Raw genomic sequence first — 12,814 nt, forward strand, 5'->3', positions numbered from 1 at the left:
CACCGAGGAGCAACCATGACGACCGCGGTCGGAGAGCACGGAGTCGAATTGGAGATCGGCGGGATGACCTGCGCTTCGTGCGCCGCCCGCATCGAGAAGAAGCTCAATCGCATGGAGGGGGTCACCGCCACGGTCAACTACGCCACCGAGAAGGCGAGGGTGACCGTCGCGCAGGGCAGCGGCGTCGAGGCCGCCGACCTGATCGCCACCGTGGAGCGCACCGGCTACACCGCGGCCGTCCCGGAGCCGCCTGCCCCGGCCCCGGCGTCGGTCACCGTCGGACCCGCCGGTGACGAAGGCCACGGCGGGACGGCCGGGCAGACGGACGGCCGGGCGGACGGCCGGGCCGAGGGCCGCCGGGCGGACGGCCGGCCCGGCGGCGACGGGCTCGCCGCGCTCCGTCAGCGCCTGCTGATCTCCCTCGCCCTCTCCGTCCCGGTGGTGCTGCTGGCGATGGTGCCGCCCCTGCAGTTCACCAACTGGCAGTGGCTCTCGCTGACCCTGGCCGCGCCGGTGGTGGCGTACGGCGCCTGGCCGTTCCACCGGGCCGCCTGGACCAATCTGCGGCACGGCACTGCCACGATGGACACCCTCATCTCCATGGGCACCCTCGCGGCGCTGGGCTGGTCTCTCTGGGCGCTGTTCTTCGGCACCGCGGGCATGCCCGGGATGACGCACCCCTTCGAGCTGACCATCGCCCGCACCGACGGCAGCGGCAGCATCTATCTGGAGGCCGCGGCCGGTGTCACCACCTTCATCCTGGCCGGGCGGTACTTCGAGGCGCGCGCGAAGCGGAAGGCGGGAGCGGCGCTGCGGGCGCTGCTGGAGCTGGGCGCCAAGGACGTCACCGTGATCCGGGACGGCCGTGAAGTCCGGGTCCCCACCGCGGCGCTGCAGGCCGGCGACCGTTTCACCGTACGGCCCGGGGAGAAGATCGCCACCGACGGGACGGTGCTGGAGGGCGCCTCCGCCGTGGATGCCTCGATGCTCACCGGTGAGTCCGTCCCCGTCGAGGTGTCCCCCGGCGACACCGTCATCGGGGCCACCGTCAACGCGGGCGGCCGGCTGGTCGTCGAGGCCACCCGGGTCGGCGCGGACACCCAGCTCGCCCGGATGGCGCGGCTGGTCGAGGACGCGCAGAACGGCAAGGCCGCGGCCCAGCGGCTGGCGGACAGGATCTCCGCGGTCTTCGTGCCGGCCGTGATCGCGCTCGCCCTCGGCACCCTCGGCTGCTGGCTCGCCACCGGCGCCGGCGCGGTGGCCGCCTTCACCGCCGCCGTCGCCGTCCTGATCATCGCCTGCCCGTGCGCCCTCGGGCTGGCCACGCCCACCGCGCTGATGGTCGGCACCGGACGCGGCGCCCAGCTCGGCATCCTGCTCAAGGGGCCCGAGGTTCTGGAGTCGACCCGGCGGGTGGACACCGTCGTCCTGGACAAGACCGGCACGGTCACCACCGGCGTGATGACACTCACCGGGGTCCACCTCGCCGAGGGCGTCACCGAGCCGGAGGTGCTGCGGCTGGCCGGCGCCCTGGAGCACGCCTCCGAGCACCCCGTCGCCCGTGCCATCGCCACCGGCGCAGTGCAGCGGACCGCGGCCGGCGCATCGGGCGCAGCACCGGCCCCCGAGGGTTTCCTTCCCACCCCCGAGGACTTCGTGAACGTCCCCGGCCTGGGCGTCCGGGGAGTGGTCGAGGGACACACCGTGCTGGTGGGCCGCGAGCAGCTGCTGAACCAGGCGTCCCAGTTCCTGACGCCCGAGCTGGCGGCCGCCAAGGCCGCGGCCGAGGCCGAGGGGCGTACCGCGGTCACCGTCGGCTGGGACGGCGCACCGCGCGCGGTGCTGGTGGTGTCCGACGCGGTGAAGCCCACCAGCGCCGAGGCGGTGCGCCGGCTGCGGGCGCTGGGGCTGACGCCGGTCCTGCTGACCGGCGACAACCGCGCCGTCGCGGCGGCGGTCGCCGCCGAGGTCGGGATCGACGAGGTGATCGCCGAGGTGCTGCCCGAGGACAAGGTGGCGGTCGTCGAACGGCTGCAGTCCGAGGGCCGCTCGGTCGCGATGGTCGGTGACGGCGTCAATGACGCGGCCGCGCTGGCCCGCGCCGACCTGGGGCTGGCGATGGGAACCGGCACCGATGCCGCCATCGAGGCCGGCGACCTCACCCTCGTACGGGGCGATCTGCGCGCCGCGGCGGACGCCATCCGGCTGGCCCGGGCGACCCTCGGCACCATCCGGACCAACCTGTTCTGGGCATTCGGCTACAACGTCGCGGCGCTGCCGCTGGCCGCCGCCGGACTCCTCAACCCGATGATCGCCGGGGCCGCGATGGCGTTCTCCTCGGTCTTCGTCGTCGGCAACAGCCTGCGGCTGCGCCGCTTCCGGGCCCTGGCCGGGTAGCAGGCCGGACCGCCGGCGGGAGCTGCCGCGCACGGGCCCCGGAAGGCTTCCGGGACGCGCCCGCGAGGGGAGCAATACGCCCCGGGCGCGGTAGCTCTGCCGTTGGATCGGGCGGGCTGCTGCCCCTGCGGGCTGCCGCCCTCCGCCCGCGGGCGCCCCGCCCCTGCGGGCCGTCCGCGGGCCGGACCCGGGCCGGACCCGGGCCGGACGCCGGGGGTGGACCTCCGGGGGCGGATCTCCGCGGTTCTGACAAGTGTCTCCAGTTCTGGCGACGGAACATTGGCAGTTCACGCAGCCGCCGGCCGGCAGTGAGGGGTGAGACTGGTGACCTACCGCCACCCACGTACAGGGGATTTCATGACCGGGTCACGCGTCCTGGCTCTCGGCCATTACCAGCCCTCCGGCGTGCTCACCAACGACGACCTCGCCACGATGGTCGACACCGACGACGCCTGGATCCGCAGCCGGGTCGGCATCCGCACCCGCCATGTCGCCGCCCCGGACGAGACCGTGGACGCCATGGCGTCCGCCGCCGCGGCCAAGGCCCTGGCCGCCAGTGGCCTGGCCCCGCAGGACATCGATCTGGTGCTGGTCGCCACCTGCACGGCCACCGACCGCAGCCCGAACACCGCGGCCCGGGTCGCCGCCCGGCTCGGGCTGGACGCACCCGCCACGATGGACCTCAACGTCGTCTGCTCCGGCTTCACCCATGCGCTGGCCACCGCCGACCACGCCATCCGGGCCGGTTCCTCGACCCATGCGCTGGTCATCGGAGCGGAGAAGTTCACCCAGGTCGTGGACTGGACGGACCGCTCGACCTGCGTACTGGTCGGCGACGGGGCGGGTGCCGCGGTGGTCAGCGCCTCGCCCGAGCCGGAGATCGGTCCCGTGTTGTGGGGCTCGGTGCCGCAGATGGGCGGCGCGGTGCGCATCGAGGGCGAGCCGGCCCGCTTCTCCCAGGAGGGCCAGACGGTCTACCGCTGGGCGACCACCCAGCTGCCGGCCATCGCCCGCACGGTGTGCGAACGCTCCGGGATCACGCCCGCCGATCTTGCCGGCGTGGTGCTGCACCAGGCCAACCTGCGGATCATCGAGCCGGTCGCGGAACGGCTCGGCGCGGTCAACGCGGTGGTCGCCAAGGACGTCGTCGACTCCGGGAACACCTCAGCGGCCTCCGTGCCGCTCGCCCTGTCCAAGCTGGTCGAACGCCGGGAGATCAGCTCCGGCGCTCCGGTGCTGCTGTTCGCCTTCGGCGGCAACCTCTCGTATGCGGGACAGGTCATCCGCTGCCCCTGAGGCGGGCGCCGCCGCGTACGGGAGGCAGGCGCCGCCGCGTCCGATTCGTTCAAGACCGCGGCACGGCGGACACCCTACGCTCGCCGCATGACCAGCACCCCTTCCTCCAGCACGCCTTCCTCCAGCACCCCTCCCTCCACGACACCGCCCTCCACCACACCGCGGTTCGCCGCCATCGGCATCGTCGTGGCCGACATGGCCGCGGCCCTCGCCTTCTACCGCCGCCTCGGCCTGGACGTCCCCGCCGACGCGGACCGCGCCCCGCACGCCGAGGCGCAGCTCCCCGGCGGTCTGCGGCTGATGTGGGACACCCACGAGACCGCGCGGGCCGTCGACCCGGACTGGACTCCGCCGCAGGGCGGCACCCCGACGGGGCTGGCCTTCGAGTGCGCGGGCCCCGCCGGGGTCGACGCGGTCTACGCGGAACTCACCGCCGCCGGCTATACGGGCGAGAAGCCGCCGTGGGACGCCTTCTGGGGGCAGCGCTACGCCGTCGTACAGGACCCGGACGGCCACGGAGTCGATCTGTTCGCGCCGCTGCCGTAGGGGGCCTGTCCGCCATGGGACACGTTCGCCCTAGCCGATGTCCCCGGGGTGCTCGCGCAGGTACATCGCGCCGCAGCTGTGGCAGAAGGGCTCTCCCCTGGGCGTGCCCCAGACGTCGGCCGTCTGGGTGGCGGCCGCCGGCGCCAGCTCCCGCCCGCACATCGCGAGGGTGCCGTCCAGCCGCACCATGTGCCAGATCTTCACCGGCGTGTCCGCGTGCGGCAGGACGCCTTCCTCGTACTCGGCGCGCATCTCGTGCTCCATGGCGGTGCACCTCCTACGCCCACGATGCGCCAGCCGCCGGGCGGCCACAACGGCAAGGGGGCGCCGGGCCGACGGCCGAAGGACGCGCACGGGGCGGTGCCGGGCCGACGGCCGAAGGAGCCACACCGGACGGCGCCGGGCCGACGACCGGAGGACCCGCGCAGACGGCACCGGGCCGTCCGCCCGTCAGAACACCGACCATCCCGTCAGCGTCGTGAAGTGGTCCAGTGCCGCGGCGCCCGCCACCGAGTTTCCGCGGGCGTCGAGCCCGGGACTCCATACGCACAGCGTGCAGCGGCCCGGGATCACGGCGATGATGCCGCCGCCGACCCCGCTCTTCGCGGGCAGCCCGACACGGTAGGCGAACTCCCCTGCCGCGTCATACGTCCCGCAGGTCAGCATCACCGCATTGATCCGCTTGGCCTCGCGGGCCTCCAGCAGGCGGCGGCCGTCGGCGCGCAGCCCGTGGCGGGCGAGGAACCCCCCGGCGACGGCCAGATCCCGGCAGCTCATCTCGATCGAGCACTGCCAGAAGTAGTGCTCGATGACGCTGGGGACGGGGTTCTCCAGGTTGCCGAAGGACGCCATGAAATGCGCCAGCGCGGCATTGCGGTCGCCGTGTTCGGCCTCGGAGTCGGCCACCGCCTGGTCGAAGGCGAGGTCCGGGTTGCCGCTCTCCTCACGCAGGAAGTGCAGCATCGAGGTGCTGGCGTCGCCGGTGAGGGTCTGCAGCCGGTCGGTGACCACCAGGGCGCCCGCGTTGATGAACGGGTTGCGCGGGATGCCGTCCTCCGCCTCCAGCTGGACCAGCGAGTTGAACGGCGTACCGGACGGTTCGCGGCCCACCCGCTTCCAGATGTCGTCGTGTCCGTCATGGCTCTGCGACATCACCAGCGCCAGCGAGAAGGCCTTGGAGATGGACTGGACGGAGAACGGGATCTCCCAGTCGCCGACGCCGTACACCTCGCCGTGGATATCGGCCACCGCGATCCCGAAACGGTCCGCTGACACCCGTTCGAGGGCCGGTATGTAGTCGGCGACCCTGCCCTGTCGCACATACGGCCTGGCGTGGGCCGCTACCTCCTCGAGAACGGCCTGGTAGTCCATGACGGACACGCTAACCCGGGGCGAGCAGCACCCCCATCGGGGCCCCCGCCAGCGCCTTCACCTCGCGGGCGAGATGCGCCTGATCCGCGTATCCGGCGCATACCGCGACCTGTGCGCGGGGCATCCCGGAGCGCGCCAGACCGAGCGCGCGGACGAACCGGAGCACCCGGGTCAGGGTCTTGGGGCCGTACCCGAACGCGTCCAGGCTGAGGCGGTGCAGCTGGCGTCCGCTCAGCGCGACGGACCGCGCCACCTCGGCGACGGGGCGGCCGCGGGCGAGTGCCGCGGCGACGGCGGCGGTCCGGCCCCCTGTCGTGGTGGCATCAGCGTCCTGGAGACGAACCCCGGCTGCCTCCTCCAGCACGCGTCCGACGCCGCCGACACCGCCCACGTCCCCCACACCGCTCCCGTCGCCCGTCGCCCGTGCCGCCGCCAGCCGCCCGGCGAGCTCCCGTACCCGGCCGGCGGGCCACAGGTCCGCCAACGGCACCCGCCGGTTGCGCAGTTCATGGGCCGGTACACCGAAGACGGCCGGCCCCTGCCCCGGTGCGAAGCGCAGCCCGACGAAGGGGGTGCCTCCCGTGCCCTCCAGGCCATGAGAGCCCTCCAGGGCATGGGGGCCCTCCAGGGCATGGGGGCCCTCCAGGGCATGGGGGCTCCCCGGACCATGAGCAAGAACGCCGGGGACGACACCCCCCGGGAAATGCGGCCCGGTGTCCGGCCCGGCCACCAGCAGCCGTCCGCCCTCGCTCCAGATCAGGTCCATACAGCCGTCGGGCAGCACCGGCCGGGCCGTGGGAGGTGCCGTGCGGGTCCACAGCACCGCGCCGGCCGGCCGCGACGCCCGCTCCCGGTATCCGCCGGACACACCGCATACACCGGATGCGCCGGATACGCCGGGTGGCCCATCCGAGTAGCGCTCTTCGTCCATATCCCCCAGCCTGGCACGGGAACCCCACGGCCGTCCGCGCCGTTGATCCCTTACGACACGGACCTCACGGAGGTGGCACATGTCAGGGTTTCTCGACCGCGCGAAGGAACAGGCCCAGAGCGCACTGAACCAGGGCAAGCAGAAGGTCGACGAGGTGCAGCAGAACCGCGCCGGCAACGAGCTGCTGAGAAAGCTGGGCGCCGCGTACTTCGCCGAGCGGCGGGGCAGCGGCTCGCCCCAGGCGACCCAGGACGCACTGAACACCCTGGAGGCACATGTCAATGCGCACGGGGACGCGTTCCTGCACACGAGCGGGTAGCGCACATCCCGTCAGGAGGCAGGGCACGGTCCGCCCCACCGGCAGCCGGGACACCACCGGCGCCCGGGACAATGGGCAGTGTGACCAGCACCGCCCCCGGCCCGCTGCCGGATCCGCACGCCCTGCGCCCGCGCCTGCCCTCGCCCCTCCAGGAGATCGAGGACGAGCCGTTCGCGCGCCGCGGCGTGCGGCTGCTGCTCAAGCGGGACGATCTGATCCACCCGGATCTGGCGGGCAACAAATGGCGCAAGCTGGCGCCGAACCTGCGCGCCGCGGCCGCCGCCGGTGACCGCGCGCTGCTGACCTTCGGCGGCGCGTACTCCAACCATCTGCGGGCCACCGCCGCGGCGGGCCGGCTGCTCGGCTTCGCCACCATCGGTGTGGTCCGTGGCGACGAACTCGCCGGCGCCCCGCTCAATTGGTCGCTGGCCCGCTGCGCCGCCGACGGTATGCGGCTGTACTTCCTCGACCGGGCCCGCTACCGCCGCCCCGGTGACCCGGACGTGCTCGCCGCTCTGCACGACCGCTTCGGCGCGTTCCGCGTCATACCCGAGGGCGGCAGCAACTCCCTTGCCGCACAAGGCTGTACGGAGCTGGGCCGGGAGCTGCACGGCGCCGCCGACACCGTCGCGGTGGCCTGCGGAACGGGCGGCACCCTGGCCGGGCTCGCCGCGGGGCTGGCGCCGGGGCAGCGCGCCCTGGGGGTCCCCGTACTCAAGGGCGGCGACCCGCACTTCCTCCAGGAGGCGGTCGGGGAACTGCAGCGCGCGGCGTTCGGCGGACCGCGCGGCGACTGGCGGCTGGACGGCCGCTTCCACTGCGGCGGATACGCCCGCCGCACCCCGGAACTGGACGCGTTCGCGGACGCCTTCGAGGACCGGCACGAACTGCCCCTGGAGCGGATCTACGTCGCCAAGCTGCTGTACGGGCTGACGACGCTGGCCGAGGAGGGCGCCTTCTCCCCCGGCAGCACGGTGGCCGCAGTGATCACCGGCACGCCCTGAGCGCGAGCCCGGCCGAGCCCCGGGCCGGGCCACGGGCCGGGGACACCGGCGCCGCGGGCCACGGCAGCAGGTCCGGCGACCGCCGGAGGGGCCCGGTCCCCGCCCTGCCCCACCCGCCTACGAGGCCTCCTCCCGGTAGGCCGCCGCCTCCTCCAGGTCCAGCCTGCGCAGCAGCGTCCGCAGCATCTCGTCATCGATCCGGCCGGCGTCCCGCAGCTGGACGAACACCCGCCGCTCGGCGTCGATCATCTCGCGGGCCAGCCGCCGGTAGGTCTGGTCGGCGGACTCCCCGGTCACCTCGTTGACCGCGCCCAGCCGCTCCCACACCGAGTTGCGGCGCCGCTCCATGATCGTGCGCAGCCGGTCGGCGAGCGGCCCGGGCAGGGCGTTGCGCTCGTCCCGCAGAAGCTCGTCCAGGCGCTCCTCGGCGGCCCGCGAGGCCTCGTTCTGCGCCTGCGCCTCGGCAAGCGTCTCCCTCTGGGGGTCCGGTCCCGGCAGCTTCAGCGCGCGGATCAGCGGGGGCAGCGTCAGCCCCTGGACGACCAGGGTGGCGATGACGGTGGTGAAGGTCAGGAAGAGCACGAGGTTGCGGGCCGGGAAGGACCCGCCGCCGGGCACGGTGGCGGGGAGGGAGAACGCAATGGCCAGCGACACCACGCCGCGCATCCCGGCCCAGCCGACGACGACCGGGGCCTTCCAGTTCGTGTCCGGCTCACGGGTACGGATCCGGGCCGACAGGGCACGGGGCAGATAGGTCGCGGGAAAGACCCACACGAAGCGTGCCAGGACCACGGCGAGGAACATCACGGCCGCGTACCAGAGGGCCTGCGCCGCGCCGAACTCCCCGAGCCCGCGCAGCACGACCCGCAGTTGCAGCCCGATCAGCGCGAAGACCGCGGACTCCAGGACGAAGGAGACCACCTTCCACACGGCGGCCTCCTGCAGCCGGGTCTCGAAGTCGACCTGCCAGGAGCGGTGCCCCAGATAGAGGCCGACCACGACGACGGCGAGCACCCCGGAGGCGTGCAGCTGCTCGGCCGCCGCGTAGGCGAAGAACGGGATGAGCAGCGAGAGGGTGTTCTCCAGCAGCGCCGACTCGCGCAGCCGGACGCGCAGCCAGTGCAGCGGCACCATCAGGACGACACCGATGCCGATGCCGCCCAGCGAGGCGACGGCGAATTCCCTGATCCCGTCGCCCCAGGTGGCGCCGGCCCCGAGGGCCGCGGCCAGCAGCACCTTGTAGGCGGTGATCGCGGTGGCGTCGTTGAACAGCGATTCGCCCTGCAGGATCGTGGTGATCCGGTGCGGCAGCCCGAGCCTGCGGGCGATGGCGGTGGCCGCGACGGCGTCCGGCGGGGCGACGACCGCCCCCAGCACGAGCGCGGCGGTCAGCGGCAGCCCCGGGATGACGAGGTACGCCACACCGCCGACCGCCAGCGTCGCGAACAGGACATAGCCGACCGACAGCAGCGCCACCGGCCGCAGATTGGCCCGCAGATCCAGGTACGAGCTGTCCAGCGCCGCGGTGTGCAGCAGCGGGGGCAGCACCAGCGGCAGCACGATGTGCGGATCGAGGGTGTAGTCCGGGATGCCCGGGATGTAGGAGGCCGCGAGTCCCGCGGTGACCAGCAGCAGCGGCGCGGGGACGGGGGTACGGCGTGCCAGCCCGGCGACCGCCGCGCTCCCCGCGACCAGCAAAAACAGCGGCATCACTGCCATCGGACCCGTCCCGTCCCCGAACCCTTCGCCACCCGTCCCGGCGATCTAACCTGGCCATCATGAGCGAGTGCACGCATGTTCCCGAACTGCCGCGCCCCGTACCGGCCCCGCTGAGCGCCACCTGCCTGGAGTGCCTGGCCGCCGGCAGCCATCCCGTACAGCTGCGGAAGTGCCTGGTCTGCGGCCATGTCGGCTGCTGCGATTCGTCGCCGTACCGGCATGCCACCCGGCATTTCGAGGAGACCGGTCACCCCGTGATGCGGACGCTGGAACCGGGCGAGTCCTGGCGCTGGTGCTTCGCCGACCAGAAGCTGGTGTGAAGCGTCCCCGGACGCCCGTTTAGCCTTCACCCATGATCCGCGAAGCGACCCCCGACGACGTCCCTGTCATCCTGGCCATGATCGGCGAGCTGGCGGCGTACGAGCGCGAGCCCGAGGCCGCGCAGGCCACCGCGCCTCAGCTGAAGGAGGCCCTGTTCGGGCCGCAGCCGGCCGCCTTCGCGCTGATCGCGGAGGACGGCGGCGCCCCGGTCGGCTTTGCCCTGTGGTTCCGGAACTTCTCCACGTGGACGGGCACGCACGGTGTCTACCTGGAGGATCTGTACGTCCGTCCCGAGGCGCGCGGCGGCGGCCACGGCAAGGCGCTGCTCGCGGCCCTCGCGGAGATCTGCGTGGCCCGTGGATACGAGCGTTTCGAGTGGTCAGTCCTGGATTGGAATGAACCGTCCATCGGTTTTTACCGGTCGATCGGTGCTCAGCCCATGGACGAATGGACGGTCTTCCGGCTCACTGGAGAGGCACTGCACAACCTTGCGGGCACCTCGCGTGTCAACGGAGCGTAATCGGCATCGATTTGACAGTGCACACCCCTAGCCACTGTCCGTACCCGTGGCTTTACAATCAGTGACAGTGAGGGCGCCGGGCGGACCGGGGCCGGATCGCGCCGGACGACAGCCGCGCATCTTCCGGGCGACACCGGCCCGCAGATCGCGATAGCGTCACAGCCGAACCATGTGTCGCGCCGGATCGTTCTCCTTTCGTCCGAGGGGAGAAAAACCCGGCAGGAAATATCCCGAACAACGCGAATATCGCGCATTTCCAGCTCAACCAGCTTGTGCCACCTTGGAGGTGAGGGTGTCCCAGATCGCAGGCGAGCCCGGGACTCAGGACTTCGTGGAAGTCCGTCTGCCCGCTGCGGGTGCCTACCTGTCCGTGCTGCGTACGGCCACGGCCGGACTCGCAGCCCGCTTGGACTTCACCCTCGACGAGATCGAGGATCTGCGCATCGCGGTCGACGAGGCGTGCGCGATCCTGCTGCAACAGGCCGTCCCCGGCAGTGTGCTGAGCTGCGTCTTCCGTCTCATCGACGACGCACTGCAGGTGACCGTGTCGGCCCCGACAACCGACGGCCGCGCTCCCGAGCGCGACACGTTCGCCTGGACGGTGCTCTCCGCACTGGCCGGCAAGGTCGATTCCACGGTCGCCGAGGACCGAACGGTCACCATCAGTCTGTACAAGGAGCGCGGCGCCGGTCCCGGACCGTCATGACCGAACAGGGGGCCCCGTGAAAGATCTCGAACGCGGCGGGCGGATGGCGTCCAGTGCGACCATCCCCGAGCAGCAGGCCCGGCCGCATCCGGTGGGCGTAGACGAACACGGCGGCCGGTTGGATGCGGCGGAGCAGGCAGAGCGGGCGGACCACATGGAGCAGAGCGAGCAGCCGGGGCAGCAGGCGCATCAGCACGATGCGCCGGCCCCCGAACACCAGCCGCAGGATCACCAGCATGCGCAGGAGCCGCACGACCGCAGCGGCGCCCGTGCGCTGTTCTACGAGCTGCGCACGCTGCCCGACGGCTCGCCGGAGCGCGCCGAGCTGCGCAACACCCTCGTGCGGATGCACCTCCCGCTCGTCGAGCATCTGGCCCGGCGCTTCCGCAACCGTGGTGAGCCGCTGGACGATCTGACCCAGGTCGCCACCATCGGTCTGATCAAGTCCGTGGACCGCTTCGACCCGGAGCGCGGCGTGGAGTTCTCCACCTACGCCACCCCCACCGTCGTCGGCGAGATCAAACGGCACTTCCGCGACAAGGGCTGGGCGGTCCGCGTCCCGCGCCGTCTCCAGGAGCTGCGGCTGTCGCTGACCACCGCGACCGCCGAGCTGTCCCAGCGGCACGGCCGCGCGCCCACGGTCCACGAGCTGGCCGAGCATCTGGCGATCTCCGAGGAGGAGGTCCTGGAGGGGCTGGAGTCGGCCAACGCCTACAGCACCCTCTCCCTGGACGTCCCGGACACCGACGACGAGTCCCCGGCCGTCGCCGACACCCTCGGTGCGGAGGACGAGGCGCTGGAGGGCGTGGAGTACCGCGAATCCCTCAAGCCGCTGCTGGAGGACCTGCCCCCGCGCGAGAAGAAGATCCTGCTGCTGCGCTTCTTCGGCAACATGACCCAGTCGCAGATCGCCCAGGAGGTCGGCATCTCCCAGATGCACGTCTCCCGCCTTCTGGCCCGCACCCTCGCCCAGCTGCGCGACAAGCTGCTCGTCGAGGAGTGAACGGGAACTGAGCGGGGCGGGCGGGGCTCTCACGGGCTCCGCCCCTCGCACGTCCGGCCCCGGACCTCGTGTCAGGCCCGGTCCTTCCCGTCAGGGCCCTGCGCCCCTCGCGTCAGGCCCGGTTCCCTCCCGTCAGGCCCGGCCGTCCGGACGGGCCGCCCACGGGACGGTCCTCAGGGCGTCTCCCGCGGCCCGATGCCCAGTGCCTCGGTAGCCGTCGGATTGACCAGCAGGACGAGCACCACCACCGCGGCCACGGCCAGTCCGATACCGGCCGCGATCAGCGCACCGCCGCCGTGGACCAGCGTCCAGGCCACCGGCAGCGCCACGATCTGGGTGATCAGCGAGGGGCCCCGGCTCCAGCGGCGGCGCAGCCACAGCCCCCGCGCGGCCACCAGCGGCAGCACCGCGAGCGCCAGCACCGTCAGCCCGCCCATTTCCGCCTGCTGCGGACTGTCCGGCGAACCGGCGAGACCCATGAACAGCATGTACCCGCCGAGGGCCGCCAGCGCGAGCCCTTCGACCGCGGTGAGTGCCGCCGCGGCGCTCAGCCGGGCGGGCCGCGGGCCGGTCGGCTCGGGCGCGGTGGTGGGGGCGCCGGCGGCTCGGGACACGGACTGCTTCTGCTGACTGCTCACCCCAGCAGGGTAGCGCCGGCACCCCGGCCGCCGGGGCAGCCCC

Annotated in this window: 14 protein-coding genes; 9 read left to right on the forward strand and 5 right to left on the reverse strand. The window is 72.9% G+C overall.

Annotated elements, in window-relative coordinates; genetic code table 11:
- Positions 1 to 15: 15 nt before the first annotated feature.
- From OHS81_RS11360 to OHS81_RS11370, 3 genes are all read left to right on the forward strand, one after another.
- Complete coding sequence (locus OHS81_RS11360) at positions 16 to 2,397, forward strand: heavy metal translocating P-type ATPase (RefSeq protein ID WP_328384683.1); 2,382 nt, start codon at positions 16 to 18, stop codon at positions 2,395 to 2,397.
- Between the two features lie 357 nt (positions 2,398 to 2,754).
- Positions 2,755 to 3,693, forward strand: a complete 939-nt coding sequence (locus OHS81_RS11365; protein ID WP_328384684.1) for a beta-ketoacyl-ACP synthase III — start codon at positions 2,755 to 2,757, stop codon at positions 3,691 to 3,693.
- 87 nt (positions 3,694 to 3,780) lie between these two features.
- Positions 3,781 to 4,239 (forward strand): VOC family protein, encoded by a 459-nt coding sequence (locus OHS81_RS11370; RefSeq protein ID WP_328384685.1) that lies wholly within the window; start codon positions 3,781 to 3,783, stop codon positions 4,237 to 4,239.
- A 30-nt stretch (positions 4,240 to 4,269) separates the two neighbouring features.
- On the opposite strand, the gene OHS81_RS11375 is transcribed toward OHS81_RS11370, so the two are convergent.
- From OHS81_RS11375 to OHS81_RS11385, 3 genes are all read right to left on the reverse strand, one after another.
- Entirely contained in the window at positions 4,270 to 4,503 is a 234-nt protein-coding gene (locus tag OHS81_RS11375; RefSeq protein WP_328384686.1) for a hypothetical protein, read from the reverse strand.
- 186 nt (positions 4,504 to 4,689) lie between these two features.
- Positions 4,690 to 5,610 (reverse strand): glutaminase, encoded by a 921-nt coding sequence (locus tag OHS81_RS11380; RefSeq protein WP_328384687.1) that lies wholly within the window; start codon positions 5,608 to 5,610, stop codon positions 4,690 to 4,692.
- Positions 5,611 to 5,620: 10 nt separating this feature from the next.
- Entirely contained in the window at positions 5,621 to 6,478 is an 858-nt protein-coding gene (locus OHS81_RS11385) for a helix-turn-helix transcriptional regulator (protein ID WP_328384688.1), read from the reverse strand.
- 142 nt (positions 6,479 to 6,620) lie between these two features.
- Between OHS81_RS11385 and OHS81_RS11390 the strand changes: the two genes are divergently transcribed.
- A complete protein-coding gene (locus OHS81_RS11390; protein WP_328384689.1) occupies positions 6,621 to 6,860 on the forward strand; it encodes a hypothetical protein in 240 nt (79 codons plus the stop codon).
- Positions 6,861 to 6,931: 71 nt separating this feature from the next.
- A complete protein-coding gene (locus OHS81_RS11395; RefSeq protein ID WP_328384690.1) occupies positions 6,932 to 7,864 on the forward strand; it encodes a 1-aminocyclopropane-1-carboxylate deaminase/D-cysteine desulfhydrase in 933 nt (310 codons plus the stop codon).
- A 117-nt stretch (positions 7,865 to 7,981) separates the two neighbouring features.
- Here OHS81_RS11395 and OHS81_RS11400 read toward each other — a convergent pair whose 3' ends face one another.
- Complete coding sequence (locus tag OHS81_RS11400; protein ID WP_328384691.1) at positions 7,982 to 9,583, reverse strand: Na+/H+ antiporter; 1,602 nt, start codon at positions 9,581 to 9,583, stop codon at positions 7,982 to 7,984.
- Positions 9,584 to 9,642: 59 nt separating this feature from the next.
- On the opposite strand from OHS81_RS11400, the gene OHS81_RS11405 reads away from it, so the two are divergent.
- From OHS81_RS11405 to OHS81_RS11420, 4 genes are all read left to right on the forward strand, one after another.
- Positions 9,643 to 9,903, forward strand: a complete 261-nt coding sequence (locus OHS81_RS11405) for a UBP-type zinc finger domain-containing protein (RefSeq protein WP_328384692.1) — start codon at positions 9,643 to 9,645, stop codon at positions 9,901 to 9,903.
- Positions 9,904 to 9,935: 32 nt separating this feature from the next.
- Positions 9,936 to 10,424 (forward strand): GNAT family N-acetyltransferase, encoded by a 489-nt coding sequence (locus tag OHS81_RS11410; RefSeq protein WP_093636763.1) that lies wholly within the window; start codon positions 9,936 to 9,938, stop codon positions 10,422 to 10,424.
- A 292-nt stretch (positions 10,425 to 10,716) separates the two neighbouring features.
- On the forward strand, positions 10,717 to 11,130 hold the full coding sequence (locus OHS81_RS11415) for an anti-sigma factor (protein ID WP_003985353.1): 414 nt from the start codon (positions 10,717 to 10,719) through the stop codon (positions 11,128 to 11,130).
- A 43-nt stretch (positions 11,131 to 11,173) separates the two neighbouring features.
- Positions 11,174 to 12,133 (forward strand): RNA polymerase sigma factor SigF, encoded by a 960-nt coding sequence (locus tag OHS81_RS11420; protein ID WP_328391057.1) that lies wholly within the window; start codon positions 11,174 to 11,176, stop codon positions 12,131 to 12,133.
- Between the two features lie 173 nt (positions 12,134 to 12,306).
- Here the strand turns inward: OHS81_RS11420 and OHS81_RS11425 are convergent, their stop codons facing one another.
- Positions 12,307 to 12,771 carry a hypothetical protein gene (locus OHS81_RS11425; RefSeq protein ID WP_328384693.1) on the reverse strand — a complete coding sequence of 155 codons (465 nt, stop codon included), beginning with the start codon at positions 12,769 to 12,771 and terminating at the stop codon, positions 12,307 to 12,309.
- Positions 12,772 to 12,814: the final 43 nt, after the last annotated feature.

It is taken from the genome of Streptomyces sp. NBC_00400 (assembly GCF_036048035.1).
Taxonomy (GTDB): domain Bacteria; phylum Actinomycetota; class Actinomycetes; order Streptomycetales; family Streptomycetaceae; genus Streptomyces.